The sequence below is a fragment of the Rudaeicoccus suwonensis genome, from assembly GCF_007829035.1.
Lineage (GTDB): Bacteria > Actinomycetota > Actinomycetes > Actinomycetales > Dermatophilaceae > Rudaeicoccus > Rudaeicoccus suwonensis.
In genome coordinates this window covers 1,644,262-1,667,800 of the sequence record NZ_VIVQ01000001.1, presented here as the reverse complement: position 1 = coordinate 1,667,800, position 23,539 = coordinate 1,644,262, and the positions used below count along the sequence as shown (strand labels likewise).

At 68.0% G+C, this 23,539-nt stretch carries 21 protein-coding genes and 1 pseudogene; 10 read left to right on the top strand and 12 right to left on the bottom strand.

Translation table 11 applies throughout. The features are described from left to right. Positions 1-93: 93 nt before the first annotated feature. The 4 genes and pseudogenes from BKA23_RS17970 to BKA23_RS07610 all read right to left on the bottom strand — a co-directional run bounded on the left by BKA23_RS17970 (position 94) and on the right by BKA23_RS07610 (position 4,062). Positions 94-753 (bottom strand): MDR/zinc-dependent alcohol dehydrogenase-like family protein, encoded by a 660-nt coding sequence (locus BKA23_RS17970; RefSeq protein WP_246104509.1) that lies wholly within the window; start codon positions 751-753, stop codon positions 94-96. Between the two features lie 109 nt (positions 754-862). Beyond that, positions 863-1,090: pseudogene (locus BKA23_RS17965) on the bottom strand (alcohol dehydrogenase catalytic domain-containing protein); the annotation flags it as partial. A 95-nt stretch (positions 1,091-1,185) separates the two neighbouring features. Next, positions 1,186-3,285, bottom strand: a complete 2,100-nt coding sequence (locus tag BKA23_RS07615; RefSeq protein WP_145226943.1) for a RecQ family ATP-dependent DNA helicase — start codon at positions 3,283-3,285, stop codon at positions 1,186-1,188. A 3-nt stretch (positions 3,286-3,288) separates the two neighbouring features. After that, the gene (locus BKA23_RS07610) at positions 3,289-4,062 is read right to left on the bottom strand and encodes a lysophospholipid acyltransferase family protein (protein WP_145226941.1); all 774 of its coding nucleotides are present in this window, start codon (positions 4,060-4,062) and stop codon (positions 3,289-3,291) included. 178 nt (positions 4,063-4,240) lie between these two features. Here BKA23_RS07610 and BKA23_RS07605 point away from each other — a divergent pair, with 178 nt between their 5' ends. Further along, positions 4,241-5,251, top strand: coding sequence for an ankyrin repeat domain-containing protein (locus tag BKA23_RS07605; protein WP_145226939.1), 1,011 nt, complete (start codon positions 4,241-4,243; stop codon positions 5,249-5,251). A 59-nt stretch (positions 5,252-5,310) separates the two neighbouring features. On the opposite strand, the gene BKA23_RS07600 is transcribed toward BKA23_RS07605, so the two are convergent. Continuing rightward, positions 5,311-6,849 carry a S53 family peptidase gene (locus BKA23_RS07600; protein ID WP_145226937.1) on the bottom strand — a complete coding sequence of 513 codons (1,539 nt, stop codon included), beginning with the start codon at positions 6,847-6,849 and terminating at the stop codon, positions 5,311-5,313. Positions 6,850-6,946: 97 nt separating this feature from the next. Here BKA23_RS07600 and BKA23_RS07595 point away from each other — a divergent pair, with 97 nt between their 5' ends. Genes BKA23_RS07595 through BKA23_RS07580 form a run of 4 tightly spaced genes read left to right on the top strand, consistent with a single transcriptional unit; the run spans position 6,947 to position 9,747 of the window. Further along, a complete protein-coding gene (locus BKA23_RS07595) occupies positions 6,947-7,978 on the top strand; it encodes an LLM class flavin-dependent oxidoreductase (protein WP_211841621.1) in 1,032 nt (343 codons plus the stop codon). Between the two features lie 48 nt (positions 7,979-8,026). Beyond that, on the top strand, positions 8,027-8,785 hold the full coding sequence (locus tag BKA23_RS07590; RefSeq protein WP_145226935.1) for a HipA family kinase: 759 nt from the start codon (positions 8,027-8,029) through the stop codon (positions 8,783-8,785). Continuing rightward, complete coding sequence (locus BKA23_RS07585; RefSeq protein ID WP_145226933.1) at positions 8,782-9,165, top strand: DUF3037 domain-containing protein; 384 nt, start codon at positions 8,782-8,784, stop codon at positions 9,163-9,165. The genes BKA23_RS07590 and BKA23_RS07585 overlap by 4 nt, the downstream gene beginning before the upstream one ends. A gap of 33 nt (positions 9,166-9,198) precedes the next feature. Further along, positions 9,199-9,747, top strand: coding sequence for a YbhB/YbcL family Raf kinase inhibitor-like protein (locus BKA23_RS07580; protein ID WP_145226931.1), 549 nt, complete (start codon positions 9,199-9,201; stop codon positions 9,745-9,747). A gap of 73 nt (positions 9,748-9,820) precedes the next feature. On the opposite strand, the gene BKA23_RS07575 is transcribed toward BKA23_RS07580, so the two are convergent. Genes BKA23_RS07575 through BKA23_RS07550 form a run of 6 tightly spaced genes read right to left on the bottom strand, consistent with a single transcriptional unit; the run spans position 9,821 to position 14,878 of the window. Beyond that, positions 9,821-10,741, bottom strand: coding sequence for a hypothetical protein (locus BKA23_RS07575; protein WP_145226929.1), 921 nt, complete (start codon positions 10,739-10,741; stop codon positions 9,821-9,823). Positions 10,742-10,789: 48 nt separating this feature from the next. Then, the gene (locus tag BKA23_RS07570) at positions 10,790-11,638 is read right to left on the bottom strand and encodes a TrmH family RNA methyltransferase (protein ID WP_145226927.1); all 849 of its coding nucleotides are present in this window, start codon (positions 11,636-11,638) and stop codon (positions 10,790-10,792) included. 50 nt (positions 11,639-11,688) lie between these two features. After that, complete coding sequence (locus BKA23_RS07565) at positions 11,689-12,450, bottom strand: restriction endonuclease (protein ID WP_170226415.1); 762 nt, start codon at positions 12,448-12,450, stop codon at positions 11,689-11,691. 38 nt (positions 12,451-12,488) lie between these two features. Continuing rightward, positions 12,489-13,220 carry a sulfite exporter TauE/SafE family protein gene (locus BKA23_RS07560; protein WP_170226414.1) on the bottom strand — a complete coding sequence of 244 codons (732 nt, stop codon included), beginning with the start codon at positions 13,218-13,220 and terminating at the stop codon, positions 12,489-12,491. Continuing rightward, on the bottom strand, positions 13,217-14,038 hold the full coding sequence (locus BKA23_RS07555) for a sulfite exporter TauE/SafE family protein (protein ID WP_145226921.1): 822 nt from the start codon (positions 14,036-14,038) through the stop codon (positions 13,217-13,219). The genes BKA23_RS07560 and BKA23_RS07555 overlap by 4 nt, the downstream gene beginning before the upstream one ends. A gap of 27 nt (positions 14,039-14,065) precedes the next feature. Continuing rightward, positions 14,066-14,878, bottom strand: coding sequence for an ABC transporter ATP-binding protein (locus BKA23_RS07550; protein WP_145226919.1), 813 nt, complete (start codon positions 14,876-14,878; stop codon positions 14,066-14,068). 25 nt (positions 14,879-14,903) lie between these two features. On the opposite strand from BKA23_RS07550, the gene BKA23_RS07545 reads away from it, so the two are divergent. Next, positions 14,904-15,671, top strand: a complete 768-nt coding sequence (locus BKA23_RS07545; RefSeq protein ID WP_145226917.1) for a hypothetical protein — start codon at positions 14,904-14,906, stop codon at positions 15,669-15,671. Between the two features lie 6 nt (positions 15,672-15,677). On the opposite strand, the gene glgA is transcribed toward BKA23_RS07545, so the two are convergent. Beyond that, entirely contained in the window at positions 15,678-16,877 is a 1,200-nt protein-coding gene (gene glgA / locus BKA23_RS07540) for a glycogen synthase (protein WP_145226915.1), read from the bottom strand. Between the two features lie 42 nt (positions 16,878-16,919). On the opposite strand from glgA, the gene glgC reads away from it, so the two are divergent. From glgC to cphA, 4 genes are read left to right on the top strand one after another with little or no spacing between them, the layout of a single operon-like run. Next, positions 16,920-18,173 carry a glucose-1-phosphate adenylyltransferase gene (gene glgC, locus BKA23_RS07535; protein WP_145226913.1) on the top strand — a complete coding sequence of 418 codons (1,254 nt, stop codon included), beginning with the start codon at positions 16,920-16,922 and terminating at the stop codon, positions 18,171-18,173. Then, positions 18,170-19,426, top strand: a complete 1,257-nt coding sequence (gene serB / locus BKA23_RS07530; RefSeq protein WP_246104508.1) for a phosphoserine phosphatase SerB — start codon at positions 18,170-18,172, stop codon at positions 19,424-19,426. Before glgC ends, serB begins: the two co-directional genes overlap by 4 nt. Beyond that, a complete protein-coding gene (locus BKA23_RS07525) occupies positions 19,419-20,300 on the top strand; it encodes a cyanophycinase (RefSeq protein ID WP_145226911.1) in 882 nt (293 codons plus the stop codon). The genes serB and BKA23_RS07525 overlap by 8 nt, the downstream gene beginning before the upstream one ends. Positions 20,301-20,351: 51 nt before the next feature. Next, positions 20,352-23,213, top strand: a complete 2,862-nt coding sequence (gene cphA / locus BKA23_RS07520) for a cyanophycin synthetase (protein WP_145226909.1) — start codon at positions 20,352-20,354, stop codon at positions 23,211-23,213. The last annotated feature ends 326 nt before the right edge of the window (positions 23,214-23,539 follow it).

The following is a 23,539-nucleotide window of genomic DNA, read 5'->3' as shown; positions in this document are numbered from 1 at the left end:
AGGCCAGAACGTGCTGGGGCAGACGGTCCTGTTCACGCAGAAGATGCCCGGGCAGACCGGTCGGTGTCGACGCGCGCGAGCCGACGACTCAGGTCAGCTGATGGTCAGGACGACCTTGACGTCATCGGCGCGTGCGGCGAATGCGTCAGCGAACTGCTCCAACGGCACGCGCCGGGTGATCAGGCGCTCCAGCCACGACCGGTCGGCAGCAGCCAACGCCGCCGCGGCGGCCTCGTAGTGCCGCAGGTTTGCATTCACCGAGCCCACGATGGCGCCGTTGTCGAGCACCAGCCCGCGGTTGATGGCACCCAGGTCGATGCTCTCGCTCCTGCCGGGGTTGGAGATCCCGGTCAGCACCGTGATCGCATACGGCACAGCATTTCTCAGCGTCTCCTCGATCACCGGCGCCGCGCCGGTGCCCTCGATCACGACCTCCGGGCGAACCGCAGCAAGCACCTCGCCGACCGGGTCGCTGTGATACGTCGCTCCCAGGTCACGCACGAGCTGCGGCTTCAAACCGTCGGTCATCCGGTCGAGCACGTGCACGTCCATCCCGCGCTGCACGCCCAGCATGGCGCCCAGCAACCCGATCGGACCCGCACCGGTGATCAGCACCGACGTCGGGTCGAACCAGCCGCGACCACCGACCCGGTCGACCTGCTCCCACGCCTTGGCGACGACGGTCGTCGGTTCCATCAGCATCCCGACCGACTGCAGCGAGGGGTCGAGTTTCACCGCGTGGTCGGATCGCACCCGCCAGTGTTCTGCCGCGAAACCGTGCAACTGCTTGGATGCCGTGCTCGGTGTAGAGCCCGTTGCGGCACATGTCCCACTCACCGTGTGCGCAGGCGCCGCAGGGCTTCGGGTCGGGCATCCGCACGATGCCCACGATCAGGTCGCCCGCGTCGAAACCGCACCCCGCCGGTGCTTCGCGCACCCGGCCGAGCGACTCGTGCCCGATGATCAGCCGCTGCGCACCCTCGGGTGCCCAGCCGTAGAGACCTTCGCTCAGCTCGTGGTCCGTGCCGCAGACTCCGACGGCGAGACCGTCGACGAGCACGTCACCGAGCCCGGCGTCCGGCTCGGGCATGTCCTGCACTGCCAAAGAGCCCTGCTGCATCGGTATGACGGTGAGTGCGCGCATGCCGCCGACGGTAGCGGTCGCCCGTGGGCGCCGCCTGAGGGTCAGCCGATGCGGCGGTGGATCAACAGCGGCAGCACCATCTCGGCACCCGCTTCGCGCAGTGTCGCAGCCGCGACGGTGACGGCCCACCCCGACGACGACTCGTCGACGACCAGCAGGACCACCTCTGCGAGCACCTGCGGAATCTCGCTCTGCGCGAACGTCTTTCGCCATACAGCCGCTTCATCCGAGGAGGTGAGGTCGCTGATGTCAGGTCTGTCGATCGGCCACGGTGCCTGCGCGAGTCGCCCAACGTTCGCCAGATGCGCCTGCACCTCCGACACCAGGTGCGACAACCCCGCGGCGGGCAGACCCACGACGAGCGTCGGGCGACTCGCCCACTCGCTGCGCCACTGGTGCAGGACCCCGACACATGCGTCCAGCAGATCCTGTGGTGCGGCCCCGTCTGTGCTCAACGGACCGGCCAGCAGATCGGCCCACTCCGCGGCATCTGCATGCACAAGCACGCGACCGGGTTCCGCTGCCATGCCTGCGGGAATTCGGCCACGTGCTCCGAACGCACCGCCGGGCCACATCTTGCGCGGCTCCAGGACATGCTGCTCCTGACGCAACAACTGCCGCACCGCGGCGACGGTCTGTGCATCCGGGCTCTCGCGCAACGGGGACGGCAGGTGGCCGAGGCAGACCGAGCAACGTCCACAGGGTGCCGCATCGGGGTCGTCGAGGGACAGCTGCAACAACTGCATCAGGCAACGGGAGCCGGCGACATACGAGCGCATGATGTCGGCTTCGTGGCGTCGCACCGCGAGCACACCGTCGTAGTGATCCCGGTCGTAGGTCCAGGTTTTGCCCGTGGCCAGCCAGCCGTCGCTGGAGCGTTCGGTCACCCCGTCGACGGCCAGTTGCTTGAGCAGCAACTCGACACGGGTCCGCCGCAGCCCGGTCTCGGCCTCGAGCGCTGGTACCGACATCGGGGCCGTCGCCGTGCCGAGCACGTCGAGCAGACTGCGGACCTGAGACTCCTTCGGGATCGTCGCGGTCGCGAAGTAATCCCAGATCCCGTCGTCACCACCGGACGGAAGCAGTGCGACCAGAGCGTGGTCGATCGCACGCCCGGCGCGACCGACCTGCTGGTAGTACGACACCGGCGACGGCGGCGCGCCGACATGCACGACGAAGCCGAGATCCGGCTTGTCGTACCCCATTCCGAGCGCCGACGTCGCCACCAGCGCCTTCACCCGGTTGTGCCGCAGGTCTTCCTCGAGACGCTCGCGATCGTCACCGTCCAATGCCCCGGTGTATGCCGCAACCTGCAGGCCCGGGGCATCGGCATACCGCACCTGCAGCGCATGGGCCAGACGCTCGGCGTCGGCCACCGTGAGCGTGTAGATGATGCCGGATCCCGGCAGGTCCGGCAGTTGGTCGACGACCCAGGCGTACCGCTCCAATGCCCCCATCGGTGCCACGACCGCCAGTTGCAGACTCGATCGAGCCAGCGGCCCGCGCAGGACCACGGTGTCTTCGCCGAACTGGGCAGCCAGGTCGGTGACGACGCGCGCGTTCGCCGTCGCCGTGGTGGCGAGGACCGGTGTCGCGGGATTCAGGCGGCGCAGCACGTCGGTGACCCGGCGGTAGTCGGGGCGGAAGTCGTGGCCCCAGTCCGACACCGAGTGCGCCTCGTCGATGACCACCAGCCCGAGTCGACCCGCGAAGCCCTCCAGCACCCGCGCTCCAAAGCCGGGGTTCGCGAGACGTTCGGGCGAAACCAAAAGAACGTCAACGAGATTCGCCGAGACATCAGCTTCGATCTGCTGCCACGAGTCGACGTTGGAGCTGTTGATCGCCGCGGCGCGCAGACCCGCCCGGGCGGCAGCTGCCACCTGATCGCGCATCAGCGACAACAGCGGTGACACCACCAGCGTCGGGCCGTGACCCTGTCGGCGTGCCCAGGCGGTCGCGATCCAGTAGACCGCCGACTTGCCCCAGCCGGTGGCCTGCACGACCAGCACGCGCGACCCTGGCTGGGTCAGTGCCTGCAGCGCCTCGAGTTGCCCCTCGCGCAGCTCCGCGCCTGGCCCGGCCAGCAGCGCCAGCACCGAGGCGGCGACCTCCTCGACTGACCGTGTGGCCTCCCCCGCCACCGGTCAGTTCCGGCCGTTGCCGCGCTTGGCAACCCGCGAATCAGCCTTGCGTTGCGCCTCGGCCGCGTCGAGCTCCACCGCCTCCTCCGGCGTGGGAGCCGTGCCACCCAGTCGTGCCGGAAGGTATTTCAGATCGTCGCCGGACAACGTCGGATACGACTCCTGCGCGGTGTGCAGCATGGCCTCCATCACCTTGTGCAGGTGCTCGGTCTGATCGGTGACATCCGACCCGTCCGGGATCTCGATCGGTTCGCCGGTGGTGATCGTCACCGGCACCTTGGAGCGGCCGAGCGTCTTGCGATGATCCTTGGTCCAGACGCGCTGCGACCCCCACAGGATCATCGGTATGACGGGGACGCCTGCCTCCTGCGCCATACGCACCGCACCGGATTTGAAGTCCCGCAACTCGAACGAGCGCGAGATGGTCGTCTCGGGGAACACCCCGATGAGTTCGCCGCGGCGCAAGGCGTCGACGGCACTTTTGTATGCCGCAGCACCGGCGGCGCGGTCAACCGGGATGTGATGCATCCCCTTCATCAGCGGCCCCATCACCGGGTGGTGGAAGACCTCCTTCTTGGCCATGAAACGCACCAACCGGCCACGATCCTTGGCCGGATAACCGGCATAGGCGAAGTCGAAATAGCTGATGTGGTTCATCGCGATGACGGCGCCGCCGCTCCTGGGGATGTTCTCCGAACCGATGCGGGTGAACTTGATGCCCTGCGCGGCGAAGACACCCAGCGCGAAGCGGACTACACCGTCGTAGAGAGGTTCCATGCGACGGAACCCTACGCTGGACGCCGTCTCGACCCGCTGGCTATCGTGAACTCCGCGCGAGAGGGCGCATCCGGGTCCGCGGGCAGAACAGAGTTCACCTCTGATTGCAGGAGCACGTCGTTCAGACCGACCTCTCCTCGTGCCGGGACGCGGACCACCGGAACGCGAAGGAGACATCGTGTCCAAGCTGCCCCCGCGACCGCATCCGGACCACCTGCGACGGCAGGCCAAGGACCTGCTTGCCGCGGCCAAGGACGGCACCGCGGTGCTTGAGTCACTCGATCTCAACACCGCGCAACGCACCATTGCCCGGGACTACGGCTTCACCAGCTGGCCGCGTCTCATGGCCGAGGTCGAGCGTCGGGTCCTCCTCGACAGCCGTGATCCGGCACGCATCGCGGCTCTGCTCGCTCAGCATCCCGACTTGGCCGTCGCTCGGCTGCATGGGTGGTCCGACCACAGCGACATCAGACCGCTGCAGTACGTCGCCTCGATGCGGTGTGCCGTCGGCGAGAACGTATGGCGAGACATGCCCGGCACCGGGCGCATCGCGCAGGCGCTGCTCGCCGCGGGAGCGCCGCTTAACGGTGGTCCCGGTGACCGCGAGACGCCGTTGATCACGGCTGCCAGTTACGGAGACACCGAGGTCGCGCACGTGCTCATCGCAGCTGGAGCCGATCTCGAACGGCTCTCTACACCGGATGCCGGAGGCGTTCCGAACGCGTCGGCGCTCACCCACGCGGCCGTCTTCGGCATGAGCGGTGTCCTCGACCTGCTCGTGCACGCCGGAGCGTCATACGACAGCCTGCCGCTGGCGGCCGCCGTCGGAGACCTGACCGGCTGGGACCTGCGCGGGCAGCCGCGTCAGCAACGGTTGCTCGCGCTCATCATGGCGGCAGATCACGAACGCCTCGAGGCGGTCGACGCCTTGCTCGGGAGCGGCGTGCCCATCGACGGCGAGGATCGCGAATTCGGCCGGCAGGCATTGCGACTCGCCGCCGAGCGTGGCCGTGCCGCCTCGGTGTCGCATCTGTTGGCACACGGTGCCGACCCGCACCACCGCGACCCGGTGAAGGGACGCACGGCGTTGTACTGGTGCCGTCGCGGCGCGAAGCGGATCGATCATCGATCAGGCCACGCCGACGTGGACCGGCAACTCAGCGCCGCGTTGCACCTTTCGGACAGCTGACGCGTGTTGTCGCGGTGCAATCGTTCTCGGCAATCGTTCTCGACAGCACCTCCCAATGCTCAGGCGGTGCCGCCGAAAGCGGTCGCCGTGGCAGCGTCCGGAACGCCGAGTCCGGTGCACGCGTCCCAGCCCGGACCCGCGGCATACGCGCCGTTGTTGCCGGTCGTGATGTCTCGCACGGCTTTCGCCGCGGTGCCTGCGACAACCCCGGAATACAGCGTCGGTTGCAGCAGACCCAGGCGTTTGCCGGTCAGCTGGGCGATCCGCGCAACGAGCCCCGCCCAGAGCGGCGCGACCGCGCTCGTGCCACCGATCACCATCGCCTGGCCGTCGACATACACCTGGTAGCCGGTCTGCGGGTCGGCGTCGCCCGCGACATCGGGCACCCCTCGACCCGAGGTGGTGGTCCCGCTGCGCTCGGGCACGCCGACGTCGGCCTGCCAACTCGGCAGCGGGAAGACGTCGCTGACGCCGCCGCCGGTCGCACCGCCGGACGTGCCGTCGTTCCAGACTGTTTCGCTCACCACGGTCGTACCGTCGGCCTTCAGTGAGGTACCGCCGCAGGCGAGCGCGTGCGGGCTCGACGCTGGGAAATCCACGTGCACCGAGCCACCGGTGGTGTCGTTGTCGCCGCTGCCGTTGTCACCCGCGGCAACCGTGACCGTCACACCCAGCGCGACCGCGTCGGCGATGGCGTCGTCCATCGCGGTGCGCGCCTGCGCGGTCCACTGGTCCTCGCTCTGACCCCAGCTGATGCTCATGGCGGTCGGAGTCGGCTCGGCCTGTGCCGCGGTGGTGATCGCATCCAGAAAGCCCGCGTCCGTGTTGGGTGCGAAATACACCAGGATGTCGGCCCCCGGTGCGATCGCGCCGGAGACCTCGATGTCCAGCAGCACCTCGCCGTCGGCGCCGTTCGGCGCCTGCCCAGCGACGTTCGTGCCGCCGTCGACACCGACCGCGGTGACCTTGGGCGTCGTCAGCTTCAAGCCGCCGAAGTAGTGGTCGAGATCGCTCTGGGCGAACCCGCCACCCAGCTCGATGATCGCGATCGTCTCGCCTGCCCCGTCGGCCTCGGGCATCGAATAGATCGAGGCGAGTTGCAGCGGCGTGAAACTCGTGGCAACGGCGTCGGCTGTTGCCACTTGTGACATGTGCCGTGCCTGCTCGCGATCGTCCAGACCCAGCACTGCCACGACGATGTCGGCAAGAGCCTGCGGCACGTAGATCTCACCGCTGCGCATCCGCTCCTGTCGACGCCCGTCGGGCAGCTCGGTGGTCTGCAACTGGACGCCGAAGGCCTCGCCGATCGCGGCTGCCGTTCCGCGCACCCGAACGGTGCGTGCCGCGGCGTTGTGCGAGACGACCGTGACGCCGAGCGGCGCCAGCGTGTCGGTGACCGCCTCGATGTCGGCGGGAGCTGCGGCATACGTCTGGGCGAACTCCTCCCGGCTCAGAGCAGGTGCGTCGGCCGGTGGCGCCTGACCGGGGCGACGCAGCACGAGCGTCGCCTCGACCACTGTCGTCGGGTCGACCTGGCCGATGGCTGTGCCGACGGCTTCGCGGTGACTGCCGGGGATCGCATGCATCGAGTTCGTCATGCTTTCGATTATTCGCCGGACCGGTGACAGTGACGGCCGGTGGAAGCTGTGGATCCTGATCGGGATGATGTAGCGCGACCGGACTGTTGCACAGGACGTGACAGCTGCCATCTCCCTGCCGATCTCCGTGCTCGACCTGTCCCCCATCTCCTCGGGTCGCTCCGGCGCCGACGCGCTCAACGAGACGATCGCGCTGGCCCGACACACCGAAGCCCTTGGCTACCAGCGCTTCTGGGTTGCGGAACATCACAACATCCCCAGCGTCGCGAGTTCCTCCCCCATCGTGATGATCGCGAGCGTCGCAGCCGCGACGAGCACCATCCGGGTCGGTGCGGGCGGCATCATGCTGCCGAACCACTCGCCGCTGCAGGTGGCCGAGGCATTCCGGGTGCTCGAAGCCCTGCATCCCGGGCGCGTCGACCTGGGCATCGGACGGGCACCCGGCACCGACCAGCTGACCGCACTGACCCTGCGCAGAAGTCGGGAAGCATTGAGCGCCAACGATTTTCCGCAACAGTTCGCCGAGCTCATGGCGTATGTCGACGGCTTCCCCGCCGACCACCCGTTCGCCCCGATCAGCGCACAGCCGAATGACGTTCCGCTGCCGCCGATCTGGATTCTCGGTTCGAGTCTGTATGGCGCACAAGCCGCCGGCCTTCTCGGCACGGCCTTTGCCTTCGCCGGCCACTTCGGTGACGCCGACCCCGCGGAGGCCTTCGACGCCTACCGCAGCAACTTCCGCCCCAACGGCCGTCCCGGCAGCCTGGAAGAACCGCACAGCATGCTCGCCGTTGCCGCCATCACCGCCGAAACCCAAGAGCATACAGCCGAACTCGGGCGTGCCGCCGCGCTGTCGATGGTGCGGCTGCGGCAGAACCGTCCTGGCCCGCTGCCTTCGCCGCAGGAGGCCGCCGCGCACGAGTGGTCCGACCTCGAGGAATCGATGGCGTCGAGCTTCGCGCGATTCACCACCATCGGCACGCCGGAACGCGTCGCTGCTGGTGTCACCGCACGCGCTGAGGCGTGCGGTGCCGACGAACTGATGGTGACCACGAACATCCACGATGCCGTCGAGCGTCAGTTGTCCTACACCCTGCTGATGAACCAGTTGCGTGCCCACGAGCAGTGACCACCAGCGGTGACCACAGTCCACGTCGCCAGCTACTAGGGTCGGCACGTGCTTGAGACCATTGAGGCGATCCGGTTCGTCACCCCGCTGCGCGAGGGCGGGTCTCTGCCGGGCGTCATGGAGGGCGACGACTTCGGCACGTGGGTGGTGAAGTTCCGCGGCGCGGGCCAGGGCCTGAAGGTGTTGGTGGCCGAGGTCATCGTCGGTGAACTCGCCCGTGCGCTCGGCCTGAAGGTGCCGCAGCTGAAGGTCATCGAGGTGCCCGAGCAGATCGCGCGCTACGAGGCCGACGAAGAAGTCCAGGACCTGCTCACCGCCAGTGTCGGGCTCAACCTCGCGGTCGACTTCCTGCCCGGTGCCTTCGGGTATGACGGCGAGCATCCGCCGAGTGCCGACGAAGCCGCCACGATCATGTGGCTCGACGCGTTCACAGCCAATGTGGACCGCACGCCGGCGAATCCGAATCTGCTGCGTTGGCACGGTGACACGTGGTGCATCGACCACGGTGCGGCGCTGTACTTCCATCATTCGTGGCCGTCGCGTGGGTCGCATCCGGAGCGTTTCGCGGCGCAGCCGTTCGACAGTTCTACGCACATCATGCGCGGCGTTGTGACCGATCTGCCTTCGGCGCACGACCGACTCAGCACGCTGGTCACCACCGGCTTGCTGACAGAGGTCGTCGCCCAAGTGCCCGACGCATGGTTGGAGCCCACTGCCGACCTGCCGGACGCGGAGTCGGTGCGTGCGGCATACATCGCGAATCTCGTTGCCCGCCTGGCGAATCCGGAGGCGTGGTCACCGCGATGAGCCTTGGTTATCAGTACGTCGTGCTGCGCTGCGTTCCGGCAGTCGAGCGCGAGGAGTACCTCAACGTCGGCGTCGTGCTCTACAGCCAGATGGGCGACTTCCTGGCGGCCGAACACGACGTGAATCCGCTACTTTTGCAAGCCTTTTCGCCCGGTATCGATCTCGCGGGCCTTGCATCCTGCCTGACCGGTGTCGATGCGGTGTGCCGGGGCGAGGCTGCGCCTGGACGACCGGATCTGCCGACACTGCGGCAACGTTTCGGCTGGCTGAGCGCCCCACGCTCGACCGTCCTTCAGCCCGGCCCGATCCACGGTGGTGTCACCGACGATCCGGCCCGGGAGTTGCGACGGCTGCTCGCGACGATGGTCACGTCACGCTGAGCGAAGACCTGTCGCGGGGATAGGTTGGCTGTCATGGATCTTGACCGCCCGATGGCTCCCGACCCCTACTCGCTTCTTCCCGCGACACCGTCGATGACGGTGACCAGCGACTCGTTCACAGACGGCAGCACACTGCCCGACGCGCAGGTCTTCGACGGGGAGCCCTACAACGGCGGCAACACCTCCCCGCAGCTGTCGTGGTCCGGCGCTCCGGAGGGCACCACGTCATACGTCGTGACGTGTTTCGACCCGGATGCCCCGACCCCGGCCGGCTTCTGGCACTGGGCGATCGGCAACATCCCGGCATCGGTCACCAACCTGCCCGCGGGCGCCGGCACGGCGGACGGTGCAGGTCTTCCAGAGGGAGCGGTGTGCGTCCGCAACGACTTCGGCAACGCCGGGTATGACGGTGCTGCTCCCCCGCCCGGCGATCGCGCCCACCGTTACTACTTCGCGGTGCACGCCATCGGTGGCGACCCGCTGGCGGTCGACGCCTCCGCGACGCCGACCTTCCTCAGCTTCAATGCGCTCGGGCAACTCCTGGCGCGTGGCGTGATCGTCGCGACGTACCAGGCGAGCTGACCGGGCCACTGGACGGCACTGCGGCTCCGACTCACACGTGGAGCGAGTCGGAGCCGCAGTGCGCCTCCGCGGATCAGTCCTGGGACCGGTTCCGCCAGCTGCGGCGGGTGTGTCCTGACTCATCGCCGTTCGGCGCATCGGCAGCGGGTGCTTCGTCGTCGGCGGTCTCCTCGTCGCGGTGGAACTGGCCCTGATCCATGCCGGTGACCGGTGCGGTGACCCCCATTTGTTCGCGGTAGAACTCACCCTGGTCCATCCCGGTGCGAGCATCGCCCTCCTCGTGCAGGCCCCGGCGGAACTCGCCCTGATCCATGCTGGTCCGCGCTCCCGCGTCACCCTCGTCCCGGCGAAGTTCACCTTCGTCCTGGCCGGTGCGGTAACCACCACCGGACGCGGCGCCTTCGGAGACTTCATCCGGGTGGGCGTGCGCGTCGTGGGCGATCGGCGCCGCGACTGCAGGGGAGGCAGTTTCCTGTGGGGCAACGTTCTGCGTCGGGGCCTCGTGCTGCGTCGCGACATCGTCGTGATGAGCCACGACTGGTTCACGCACGGCGTCCTCCACCGGCACGCCGGTGATCGGATCCGCGACGCTGTCGCCACCACGACCCGACCCGGAGCCCACCACTCGATTGCCGTCGCGGTCGGTCGGCACATCGGGGTCGAGCGCATCCGCCTTGCGCAGCGTCTCGTCGTGGTCGCGCTGGACGGCCTCGGCGGTCTGCCGTTTCTGCTCCGCGTCGGCGGCCAGTGCCTCTGCCTGCTGGCGTTGCTGTTCAGCGGCGATCCGGGCCTGTTCAGCAGCCGCAGCGGCGTCCTGCGCCTGCGACTGAGTCGTGGCTACGGTCTGCTCGCCCGCCTTGGCCCGCTCGCGCAGGTCGTGAGCTGCGGTTCGACGGTAGTTGTCGCTGCGCTTGCGCATCGCGACACCGATCACGGCAAGGACGACGACGACCACGACGATGCCGATGATGATCCACCACGTGCTGGTATCCATGACTCATCCTTCCGCCACGGCCACCCGCTGCGGCCGGACACCTCGAAACTAGTGCAGTGCAGGGGAATCGACCCCACCCGGCGGGGTCACCGGGCGTGTTGCCCACAGCACCAGAGCAGTCGCCGCTGCGACGTTGAGGGAGTCGACGCCGCCTGCCATCGGGATCTTGACGACCAGGTCACTGGCCTCCAGGGTGCGGCGGGACAACCCGTCACCTTCGGTTCCGAGCACCATTGCAAGCCGCTCGACCGGATGGGCGACCAATTCGTCCAGGCTGACCGCGTCTGCGGACAGTGCCAGCGACGCGACCGAAAAACCTTGCTGCCGAAGGCTTTCCGCGGCAGCTGGCCACGGTTCGATTCTGGTCCATGGCACCTGGAAGACCGTCCCCATCGACACACGAACGCTGCGCCGGTAGAGCGGATCCGCGCATCGCGGCGTCACCAGAACGGCGTCCGCGCCCAACGCCGCCGCCGAACGGAAGATCGCACCCACGTTCGTGTGATCGACGATGTCCTCCAACACCAGCACCCGGCGCGCATGCTCGACCAGGTCGAGGTATGACGGCAGCGCCGGGCGGTGCATCGAGGCGAGCGCCCCTCGGTGCAGGTGGAATCCGGTCATCGCCTCGATGACGGATGCCTCTGCGACATACACCGGGACACCGTCGCGGTCGGCCGCGGCGACCACGTCCGACAGGTCGGTCAGCCAGCGCCGGCCCATCAGGTAGGAGCGCGGCCGATGCCCGGCCCCAAGTGCCCGCCGGATCACCTTCTCGCTCTCGGCCAGATATAGCCCACCCTCGGGTTCCAACCGGCGGCGGAGCGCGACGTCGGTCAGGTCGAAGTAGTCGCGGACCCGCACGTCGCGCGGGTCGGTGATCTCGATGACGGGCACGGTCAGCAAGCTTAGATTCGCGCCGACTCCGACTGATGCACGCGGTTGGATCAGTCGGAGGTGAAGAAGCTGTCGTCCACCAGTTGCACGGTCGGCGTGGCCGCATTCCGCACCCCGAGCCCCTGGCCTACCATCAAGGTCGCGAGCTCGGTGCCGTCGATCAGCACCACATCCCGGTCCGCCTCCGCCGCGGCGTCACGGGCGTCCTCGGAGAAGACACCGGTCGTCAGCATGACCGTCCGCCTCACCTGACCGGCCCGGACGGTGGTCAGCAGATCGCGCACTGCGCCGCGGTCGATCGACCATCCAACGGGAAGCTGCACCGCGCGCAACAGCGCACGGTCCAGTCCGAGCGGATCACGCACGACCGCGACCTCGACGAACGGCCTGGCTGCCTCGCCACCGCTCGTCATACCTGTCGGCATGCGATAACCCAGGCAGGTCAGCAATTGCTCTACGACCGAGGCGAAGGCGTGCGGCGCAGCATGTGCCAGGCGCGTGCGGACACCCAGCACCAATGACTGATCGACCGACGTGGACGGCGCCGGCGATGTATGCCGCTCGACCGGCGTAGCCACCGTGCGTTGCGGCGCCTCCGGTGCGGGCGACGACCAGGATCCGACGGACGCCGTGGCCAGACCATTGGCCGGCGTGCGCGGCACCGGCTCAAAGACCCAGTCCGGCAGACCGTGCGCGCGTACCAGCGCAGCGAAGACCGAGCCCTGATCAGTCACCTGCACACGATCAGGGCTCGCAACAGGAGCGGGCAGATAGGACACGACGTCGCGGACGTGGGCGGATCTTGGACACATGACAAGCAGGAGGGTAGCCCAGGCAGGTGTCGAGCAGGCTAGGACACGACTGTGAGGAGGATGACTCCTACGCCGGCCACCGTTGCGAGGGCCAGCACCAGACGCCGCATTCGCGCAGCATCCACCCGCGACCGCAACGGGCGCGCGATCGCAGTCCCCAGCAGCACGAACGGAATCCATGCCAGCCCGACCTTCAGTTGGGTGGCGTCCACGTGGCCTGCCACCGCGAGGCCGGTGAGCGCGCTGGAAGCGCCCACGACGAAGAACAGCGCGAGGGTGGAGCGGATCCGACTCGGTCGCTCGTGCTGCAGGACCAGCGCGAAGAAGGGACCGCCGATGGACGCTGCCGTCCCCGACACGCCCGTGATCACCCCGGCGAGCGCTGATGAAGCGGGAGTGGGCCGGACGTCGATGCGAGAAATCGAGGCGGCCACCGCCACCAGCACCATGGCCCCGACGATGACTGCGATGAGCGACGTGGGTGCCCACGTCACCAACCACACGCCGACCGGCATGAGCAATACCCGGCCCCCGATGGCGAAGCACCACGGTCGCCAGGCGATGTCGCGGTCGCCGGTCAGCAACTCCCATGATGGCAACGCCAGGCTGGTCACCAGCAGTGCCGCGGGCATCAGGTGCGGCTCGAGCACGACGACGAACGGCGCTGCGACCACCGCCAGCCCGAACCCGACGACCGATTGAACGCAGGCGCCCAGTGCCACCACCATGCCGAGGGTGAGGAAGACCGCGAGAGGCAGGTGTCCGATCACCGCAGCAGTTGCACGATCGCGATGACACCGATGAGCACGATGAAACCGCGCAATGCCCATGGCGGCAGGCGGCGACCCACCTTGGCCCCGATCACGCCACCGATCAGTGAGCCGACCGCGATGAGCGCCGCGACCTCCCAGCGCACCTGGTGGATCGCGACCACCAGGAAGGTCACCGCTGCCACCCCGTTGACGACGGTGCCCAGGACGTTCTTGATCCCGTTGAGCCGCTGCAGCGGTGCACTGAGCAGGGCGCTCAACAGCCCCATGAGCAGGACGCCCTGTGCGGCGCCGAAGTAGCCGCCATACATGCCGGCGCCGAACACACCGACGGCCAGCAGCACCTGGCGGGTTGCCGACGGGTGCTCGGACGTCGCGGGGCCGTTGCCAGAGACGGCTGCCGCAGGCTCCATGGCGGTCGGCTCCGCCGAGGCGCGCGCGGACGCGCGACGCTGCAGCGCCGGTCCGGTGAGGACCAGCAGGATGCCGATGAGGATCAAGATCGGAACGATCGCTTTGAATGCCGAGGCCGGCAACCAGATCAGCAGCAGCGCTCCGACGACCGCCCCCACCAGCGACATCGGCGCCAGACGCCGCAGTTGGTCGCGGCTCTGCGAGACCTCTTTGCGGTACCCCCATGAACCCGACAGTCCGCCTGCGACCAGGCCGAGGGTGTTGGACACGTTGGCTGCGACCGCGGGATATCCGAGCGCGAGCAGGGTGGGAAAGGTCACCAGTGTGCCGGAGCCGACAACAGTGTTGATGCCACCGGCTGCCATGCCGGCCAGCATGATCAGCAACGCATGAGTGAGGGACACCCCGAGACCGTAGCGAGAACGACTAGGTCAGCTTGCAGTGTGTCTGCCGGCTGGTCGCTGCACGGCCCGTGCCGCCCACCGGTCGCCATGCCGATCCAGCGTCAGGGGCGTGTCGAAGGTCGCCGAGAGGTTCTCCGCGGTGAGGGTCAGTTCGATCGGCCCGGCTGCCACGACCTTGCCGGCCCGCAGCATGAGCACGTCGGTGAAGCCGGGCGGGATCTCCTCGACATGGTGGGTCACGAGGACCAGCGCGGGCGCCTCGACATCGAGGGCGATCTCGCCGAGCCGGGCGACCAGGTCCTCGCGACCACCGAGGTCGAGACCGGCGGCGGGCTCGTCGAGCAACATCAGCTCCGGGTCGGTCATCAGCGCACGGGCGATGAGGACTCGCTTGCGCTCACCCTCGCTGAGAGTGCCGAAGGTCCGGTCGATCAGGTGGCCGGCACCGAGGGTGTCGAGCAGGTCGGCGGCGCGTCGGTGGTCAAGCTCGTCATACCGCTCGCGCCATCGACCGACCATGCCGTATGCCGCGGTCACAACCACGTCACCGACGCGTTCGCCACCGGGGATGCGCTCGGCGATCGATGCCGACGACAGTCCGATCCGCGGGCGGAGTTCAAAGACGTCGACCGCGCCGAGCACCTCCGAAAGCACACCTGCCACACCGCTGCTCGGGTGCAGGCGACCCGCGGCGATCGACAGCAGGGTCGTCTTTCCGGCGCCGTTGGGACCGAGGACGACCCAGCGTTCGCCTTCTTCGATCTCCCACGTCACGCCGTCGAGCAGGTGCTTACCCCCGCGGACCACACTGACATCTGCGAGTGCCAAGACATCGCTCATGGCACCAAACCTTAGTGTGTGGTCGATGTCCACCCTGCCTGCCGCCGTCCGCCTCAGCCTCTGGGTCACCTCCGCCTGGGCCGGTCACGTCGACCTCGACGAGGCGCTACGCCGCGCCCTGCCTGATATCGACGACGTCTCCGGTGACCTCGAACGGCTCGCGACGTGGCAGGACCTCGGCGAACGTGTGCTGGCCTGCGCGCTGCCTCGCGCCGGTGACGTGACCGGGCTGCCCCGCGGCAACCCTGATCTCACCGCTGCAGCGATCGACGCGGGTGAATGCGTCTTCGTGCCCGCTCTCGGTGGCGCACTGGTGCCGACGGTCTCCACGTATGGCGCAGCCGGCGACGAGGGCACGGCCGTCCGGCTGACGGCGTACGACTGCGCGCCGACGCCGGCGCACCGTCTGGAGGAGTTGCACGAATCCCAGATCGAGCGCGTGCTGCGGCAACGCCTGGCCGAGTCCACCCAGTTGCTGCTCGACCTCGACGTGCAGCCGTGGGCCGGCTCACCGCTGCGGGCAATGGCCGACGACCGCGTGGCACTGCGCCAGTGGGGACTGCCACCGGGACTGCCGGGACGGGCGCTGCGCATCCTGCAGACCGCTGGAACTGTAGGCGCAGCAATGGATCTGGCGTTGGAGCACTCGCCCGCGGTGGATTCCGCGACGGACGAAGCGCGCCACCGAGTGCTGCGCGATCTGCAGGCGGGGGCCGACGTCGCGATGGCTCAGGCCACCACGATCGCGGCCCTGGGGCTGGCCGGTCTGCGCCCCGGTGACCGGGGCGACTGACAGCGATCAGCCGCCGACGACTGCGGCATACACCTGCTGGGTGCGCTCGGCGATGGTCGCCCACGAGAACTCACGCACCGCTCGCTCGCGACCGGCGGTCCCTCGGCGACGAGCTTCGGCGGCGTCACTCGTGGCCTCGGTGAGGGCGCGCGCCAGATCGGCGACGAAGAGGTCCGGATCACGGGGCGTTCCGGTGCCGTCGGAGACCTGATCGATCGGCACCAGCCAGCCGGTGACGTCGTCGTCGACGACCTCGGGTATGCCGCCGGTCGCCGTCCCGACCACGGCGGCCTCGCACGCCATCGCCTCGAGGTTGACGATGCCGAGCGGTTCGTAGACGGATGGACACACGAAAACCGTTGCGGCAGAGAGCAATGCAATCACCTCTGCACGGGGAAGCATGTCGGGAATCCACACCACGCCGGTCCGGCGATGCTGCAACCCGGTCACCAGCCCCTCGACCTCCGCGAGAATCTCCGGGGTGTCCGGCGCCCCTGCACACAGCACCAACTGCACCTCCGGCGGCAGCTCCGCGGCCGCACGCAGCAGGTAGGGCAGGCCCTTCTGCCGGGTGATCCGACCGACGAAGACGACGCTGGGGCGTTCTGGATCGACACCGTGTCGGCGTGCCGCCGCTTCTGCCTCCGGAGAGCTGTCGCGATGCCACAACTGGGAGTCGATGCCGTTGTGCACCACGTGCACCCGAGCCGGATCCAGCTGCGGGTAGCTGGCGAGGACGTCGGCGCGCATCCCGTGACTCACCGCGATGACACCGGCAGCCGCCTCATATGCGGTGCGCTCGACGTAGGACGACACTCGGTACCCGCCGCCCAACTGCTCGGCCTTCCAAGGACGCATCGGTTCGAGGCTGTGCGCGGTGATGACATGCGGCATACCGTGCAAGAGGCTCGCCACATGGCCTGCCATGTTGGCGTACCAGGTGTGTGAGTGCACCAGGTCGGCGCCGGCGCAGTCTTGCGCCATCGACAGATCGACCCCGAGCGTCCGCAGCGCGGCATTCGCCGAGGCGAGTTCGGGCAGGTCCGGATAGCCGACGGTGTCCGGCTCGTGGACAGGATCGCCGAACGCTCGGACACACACCTGATCGCCCAATTCCCGCAGTGCGCGCACAAGTTCGCTCACATGCACACCCGCACCGCCGTAGATGTTGGGCGGGTATTCCTTGGTCAGCAGATCGACTCTCACGAGACACGACGCTATCCCGTCACGAGCCTCTAGGTTAGGGACATGGCTCGACAACGTGGTCCTAAGGTTTTCGCGATCGTCCTGGCCGGCGGCGAGGGCAAGCGGCTGATGCCGCTGACCGCCGATCGGGCCAAACCGGCGGTGCCATTCGGCGGGATCTACCGGCTCATCGACTTCGCGCTGTCGAATCTGGCCAACAGCGGGTTCCTGCAGATGGTCGTGCTCACGCAGTACAAGTCGCACAGTCTCGACCGGCACGTCACCAAGACGTGGCGGATGTCGACGATGCTGGGCAACTACGTCGCTCCCGTGCCTGCACAGCAGCGGCGGGGCAAGCAGTGGTTCTCCGGCTCAGCCGACGCGATCTACCAGAGCCTCAACCTGATCCACGACGAGCACCCTGACATCGTGGTCGTGGTCGGCGCAGACCACGTCTACCGCATGGATTTCGCCCAAATGGTCGAGCAGCACATCGAGTCCGGTGCCCGCGCGACGGTCGCCGCCATACGTCAGCCGATCGAGATGGCCAACCAGTTCGGCGTCATCGAACTCGACCAGAGCAGCCCGCAGAAGAAGATCGCCGCCTTCCGCGAAAAGCCTTCTGATCCGGTCGGATTGGTGGATGCACCACACGAGGTGCTGGCATCGATGGGCAACTACGTCTTCGACACCGACGCCCTCATCGAGGCGGTCACCGCGGATGCCGAACTCGAGGACAGCAAGCACGACATGGGCGGCGACATCATCCCGGCATTCGTGGAACGTGGCGAGGCATACGCCTACGACTTCCGGGACAACGTGATCCCGGGCGCGACCGATCGTGACTTCGGTTACTGGCGCGACGTCGGGACGCTGGACTCGTTCTTCGACGCGCACATGGACCTGGTCTCGATCCACCCGATCTTCAACGTCTACAACTACGACTGGCCGATCATGACCAACGCGTCCAGTTTCCCGCCGGCCAAGTTCATCCACGGTGCATCTGCGCGACAGGGCATGGCAACGGGCTCGATGATCTCCCCCGGCTGCATCATCAGCGGTTCGGTGGTCAACGGTTCGGTGCTGTCGCCGAACGTCCACGTCCACTCGTTCGCGCAGGTCGATGATGCTGTCCTGCTCGACAACGTGCAGATCGGTCGGCACTGCCGCATCCAGCGGGCGATCATCGACAAGGACGTCTCGGTGCCACCCGGTGTCAGCATCGGGCTCGACCACGATGACGATCGCGCTCGAGGTTTCACCGTGACCGACTCAGGACTTGTCGTGATCGGCAAGGGCACGGTCATTCCTTCGTGAATCCACCTGACCTTCCACGCGATTCAGAATCCGACTCGCTGTTGTTCACCATCACCGGCATTGACAGGCCCGGCGTCTCAGGTGCGGTCATGCGGGCGACTGCCAGGTATGACGCAGCTGTCCTCGACCTCGAGCAGTCCGTCGTGCGCGGCCACCTGCTGCTCTGCGGCCTGCTGCGCCCGTCGCCCGGTTCGGCCGGTGCGTTGAGTGACGCCATCCGCGCGGTGGCCGCCGAGCACGACCTGCGCGCGACCATCGACACCGGCCGTGGCGACAACGCGCGGCGGCGCGACGGCCGCGCCTCCGTCGTGGTGATCGGTGCCCCGCTGCTTGCCCGCAGCCTGGCTGCCGTCACCGAGCGGATCGCCCAGCACGGCGCCAACATCGACCGCGTGCGCCGGTTGGCACGCGACCCGGTCACCACCCTCGAGCTCGACGTGTCCGGTGCCGATGTGTTCGAACTGCGCCGGCATCTCACGCTCGAAGCTGCCGCGCACGGTGTCGACATCGCCGTCGCACCCGGCGGACTGGCTCGGCGCGGGCGCCGGCTGGTGGTCATGGACGTCGACAGCACGCTGATCCAGGACGAGGTCATCGAGTTGCTCGCGGCCCATGCCGGGCGCGGGCCGCAGGTCGCGGCTGTCACCGAGCGGGCCATGCGCGGCGAGATCGATTTCGCGACGAGTCTGCACGAGCGGGTCTCGGTGCTTGCCGGGCTGCCGGAGAGTGTGTTCGATCAGGTGCGCAGCGACATACGTCTCACGCCTGGAGCCCGCACGCTGGTGCGCACGGTGAAGCGACTCGGCTTCACCGTCGCGGTCGTGTCCGGCGGATTCCAGCAGATTGTCGAGCCGTTGGCGCACGATCTGGGCATCGACTACGCCCAGGCCAACGTGCTTGAGATCATCGACGGCACGTTGACCGGCCGAATCACCGGGCAGATCGTCGACCGAGCCGAAAAAGCCCGCGCACTGCGTAGATTCGCTGATCGCGAGGGCCTGCCCCTGGCACGCACGGTCGCCATCGGCGACGGGGCGAACGACCTCGACATGCTGGCCGCCGCGGGTCTGGGCATCGCTTTCAATGCAAAGCCAGTCGTGCGTTCGCACGCCGACGCCACGGTCAACGTGCCCTATCTGGACGCGGTGCTGTTCATGCTCGGAATCTCACGCGACGAGATCGAGGAGGCCGACCGCGCAGCGGAGGCCGCATCGGTGTCCGGCACAGACTGCCTAGAATCCCCCCATGTCTGACGCACCCAGCCGCTCCCTGCTCATCATCGGCGGTGCCGAGGACAAGGTCGGCAAGGTCACGATCCTGCGACGGTTCGCCCGGCTCTCGGGCGGCCGCAAGTCGCGAATCGTCATCATTCCCACCGCTTCCTCGGTGCCCGGCGAGGTCGTGCACGTCTACTCCACGGTCTTCACCCGGCTGGGGTGCGCATCGGTCACCTCGGTGAACCCGGCCAACCGCGCGGCCAGCTCGGACCAGGAGTTGCAGGACGCCATCGACGACGCCACCGGCATCTTCTTCTCCGGCGGCAACCAGCTGAAGCTGAGCCAGTTAATCGTCGGCACGCCGCTGGGCGAATCGATCCTGCGCGCCTACGAACGCGGCGCCGTCATCGCCGGCACGTCGGCGGGGGCGTCGATCATGAGCCAGTTCATGATCTCGATGGGCGAGGAGGGCGTCACGCCGCGGCAACGCTCGAGCCAGCTGACGGCCGGCCTCGGCCTGCTGCCCGGAGTGATCGTGGACCAGCACTTCGACCAGCGCGCACGGTACGGCCGGCTGCTGTCGCTCGTCGCCACCTCCCCGAACCTGCTCGGCATGGGTATCGACGAGGACACCGCTGCCGAGATCACCGACGAGCAGGAACTCACGGTTGTGGGCTCCGGAGCCGTCTTCGTGGTCGATGCACGAGCTGCGACCACCGATGCGCACGAGGCTCGTCGTGATGCACCGATGCTGGTCAGCGGAGCTGTCGTGCACACGCTGCCGTTCGGCGCGACCTTCGATCTGCGGAGCGCCACCCTGACCGAGTTCACCGAGAAGTATGCCGACATCGCCATCTCCGCCGGTCGCGATCGTCACAACACCGCCACGGCGGCAGCGCTGCGGCACTGATCCCCCGGCACCGCCATACCAACCGCGCAGCAGCCCAGCGAGGAGCCACCCATGACCGAAGATCAGCCCGTCGCCGACCAGCCCATCGGTCAGCTGAAGATCCTGCAGACGCGTATCTATCGCGGTCCCAATGTGTGGTCCTACGAGCAGGCGATCCATCTGGTGGTCGATCTCGGGCCACTTGAGCAGTTCCCCACCAACACCATTCCGGGGTTCACCGATCGCCTGTTGGCGGCGCTGCCAGGGTTGGAGGAGCACACCTGCTCCCGCGGTCACCGCGGGGGTTTCGTCGAACGGTTGCGCGAGGGCACCTGGCTCGGGCACGTCGCCGAGCATGTGGCACTGGAGTTGCAGCAGGAGGCCGGGCACGACATGCGCCGCGGCAAGACGCGCGGAGTCAAGGGCGAACCCGGCGTCTACAACGTGATCTTCGGCTTCTTCGACGAGCGCGTCGGACGGGCAGCCGGTGAGTTGGCCGTGCGACTCGTCAACCATTTCGTGCTCGCCGGCGACGACTTCGATGTGGAGCGCGAGCGTGAAACGTTTCTGTTGGCAGCAGGTCGGGCTGCCTTCGGGCCGTCGACGGCTGCGATCATCGAAGAGGCTGTCAGCCGTGACATCCCGTGGACCCGCCTCAACCAGCACTCGCTGGTGCAGTTGGGCCAGGGTGTGCACGCGCAGCGCATCCGCGCCACGATGACTTCACTGACCTCGGCGCTGGCGGTCGACATCGCCGGCGACAAAAATCTCACGACCACCCTGCTGGGCTCCGCCGGCCTGCCGGTGCCGAAGGCGGAGACCGTGCGCACGGCGGACGGCGCAGTCGCGGCCGCGCGTCGTGTCGGGCACCCCGTGGTGGTCAAGCCGCTGGACGGCAACCACGGGCGCGGTGTCTGCCTCGATCTGCGCACCGACGACCAGGTGCGGGCGGCCTTCGACGTCGCCGAGGCACAGAGCCGTCGTGGTGTGGTGCAGGTCGAGTCGTTCATCACCGGCAAGGACTACCGCTGCCTGATCATCGGTGGCCGGATGGCGGCGATCGCCGAACGGGTCCCGGCGCATGTGATCGGCGACGGGCAGCACACCGTGGCACAACTCGTCGACATCACCAACGCCGACCCACGCCGTGGGGTCGGTCACGAGAAGGTGCTGACCCGCATTCGCGTCGATGATGCCGCCGTCGAACTCGTTGCAGCGCAGGGGTATTCGATGGATTCGGTGCCACCGGTCGACGAGATGGTCAAGCTGGCGCTGACCGGCAACATGTCGACCGGCGGCATCTCGGTCGATCGCACCTTCGACGCGCACCCCGACAACGTCGAGATCGCCGAGGAGGCCGCCCGGCTCATCGGCCTGGACGTCGCCGGTATCGACTTCATCTGCCCCGACATCACGGCCCCGGTGCGCGAGACCGGCGGCGCCATCTGCGAGGTGAACGCCGCCCCCGGCTTCCGGATGCACACGCATCCCACTGTCGGGGAACCGCAATTCATCGCCAAGCCGGTAGTCGACCTGCTGTTCCCGCCCGGCTCCCCCTCCCGCGTGCCGATCGTCGCGGTGACCGGCACCAACGGCAAGACCACGACCTCGCGCATGCTGGCCCACATCATGAAGGGCCTCGGCCGCAAGGTCGGCATGACATCGACCGACGGCATCGTCATCGACGAGCGCCTGGTCATCAAAGCCGACGCCTCGGGTCCGCGTTCGGCACGGATGGTCTTGCAGAACCCGCGTGTCGACTTCGCGGTGATGGAGGTCGCGCGGGGCGGCATCCTGCGTGAAGGTCTGGGCTACGACCGCAACGACATCGCAGTGGTCACCAACATCCAGCCCGACCACCTCGGCATGCGCGGCGTCGAGACGCTGGAGCAGCTTGCGGATGTCAAAGCCGTTGTGGTTGAAGCGGTTCCACGCGACGGCTTTGCCGTGCTCAACGCAGACGACCCGCTGGTGCGACGGATGCGCAAGCGGTGCCGCGGCACCATCGTGTGGTTCTCGATGGAGCCGGCCGGTTCGGCGGTGCGGGAGTTCATCGACGAGCGCTGCCGCCGCGGGGCGCGCGCCGTTGTGCTCGAGACCTCCGACCGCGGCGAGATGATCGTGCTCAAGCAGGGCCGCCGGTCGATGCCACTGGCCTGGACCCACCTGCTGCCGTCGACCTTCGATGGGGCCGCCCGGATGAACGTCGCCAATGCGCTGGCTGCGGCGGGAGCCGCCTTCGCCGCCGGCGCGCCGTTGCACGACATACGTCAGGGTCTGCGGACGTTCACGACGTCGTACTACCTGTCGCCCGGCCGTCTGAACCGCATGGAGGTCAACCACGCCGAGGTCTTCGTCGACTACTGCCACAACCCTCCGGGAATGCGGATGCTGGGTGACTTCGTCGAGTCGTATGTCGAGCGTCGCCAAGGCGCCACGGACCATCGCATCTCACGTATCGGCATGATCGGCGCGGCCGGTGACCGCCGCGACGAGGACATCCGCGAACTCGGAGCCATCGCCGCCCACCACTTCGACGTCGTGGTGGTGCGTGAGGATGACAACCTGCGCCGCCGGGCGCCCGGGGAGTCCGCGGCACTGATCGTCGAAGGCGCCGAGGCCGAGATGGCAGCCGGGGCACGGTGTCGTCAGGTGGTGACGGTCCTCGACGAGCTCGACGCGACCCGGCACGCGGTACACCGGGCCAACCCGGGGGACGTCGTGGTGCTGTGCGTCGACCAGCACGCCGCGGTGCTCGCCGAGTTGGAAGGCTTCACCCATCAGGCGAACGCCGGCACCCACACCGACGAAGAGCAGCCGGGTGATCCCGACCTCGACCCCCGTGAGCTCACGACCGAAGCAGCTCAATCATCGGCCGCGGACGACGACGCCCTCCGTGAGGCGTTGGACGGGCTCGAGGGTCCCCAGGCCTAGCTCCTAAGCCCCGGCTGATCGCTGTTGCGGCCTACGTGACTCGCCGGATCGGCGACTGATGGATGCTGTCCCGCCCCGCACCACTTGTTCTCGCCGCGTCGGCGACTTATGTGTGACCACTGGAGCCAATGAGACTAGTGGTGCGCGTGAGGCGACAAGATCGACCGAATCGGCGATTTATGTATGTCGCGCCTCGTGTCGCACCACCCGTTCTCGCCGCATCAGCGACATAAGAGATTGCGCGGGTAGGTGCTCGGCGTGGCGCCCACCGTATCCGCCATCGCACTCCGTACGTCGCCGAATCGGCGACGTACGGGTGCCCGGGC

Coding starts and splice junctions, on each gene's coding strand:
- BKA23_RS07610 (WP_145226941.1), bottom strand. CDS start 4,062: ATGGAACCTCTCTACGACGGTGTAGTCCGCTTCGCGCTGGGTGTCTTC.
- BKA23_RS07600 (WP_145226937.1), bottom strand. CDS start 6,849: ATGACGAACTCGATGCATGCGATCCCCGGCAGTCACCGCGAAGCCGTC.
- BKA23_RS07585 (WP_145226933.1), top strand. CDS start 8,782: ATGAGCCTTGGTTATCAGTACGTCGTGCTGCGCTGCGTTCCGGCAGTC.
- BKA23_RS07580 (WP_145226931.1), top strand. CDS start 9,199: ATGGATCTTGACCGCCCGATGGCTCCCGACCCCTACTCGCTTCTTCCC.
- BKA23_RS07575 (WP_145226929.1), bottom strand. CDS start 10,741: ATGGATACCAGCACGTGGTGGATCATCATCGGCATCGTCGTGGTCGTC.
- BKA23_RS07565 (WP_170226415.1), bottom strand. CDS start 12,450: ATGTGTCCAAGATCCGCCCACGTCCGCGACGTCGTGTCCTATCTGCCC.
- BKA23_RS07550 (WP_145226919.1), bottom strand. CDS start 14,878: ATGAGCGATGTCTTGGCACTCGCAGATGTCAGTGTGGTCCGCGGGGGT.
- BKA23_RS07545 (WP_145226917.1), top strand. CDS start 14,904: ATGTCCACCCTGCCTGCCGCCGTCCGCCTCAGCCTCTGGGTCACCTCC.
- glgC (WP_145226913.1), top strand. CDS start 16,920: ATGGCTCGACAACGTGGTCCTAAGGTTTTCGCGATCGTCCTGGCCGGC.
- BKA23_RS07525 (WP_145226911.1), top strand. CDS start 19,419: ATGTCTGACGCACCCAGCCGCTCCCTGCTCATCATCGGCGGTGCCGAG.
- cphA (WP_145226909.1), top strand. CDS start 20,352: ATGACCGAAGATCAGCCCGTCGCCGACCAGCCCATCGGTCAGCTGAAG.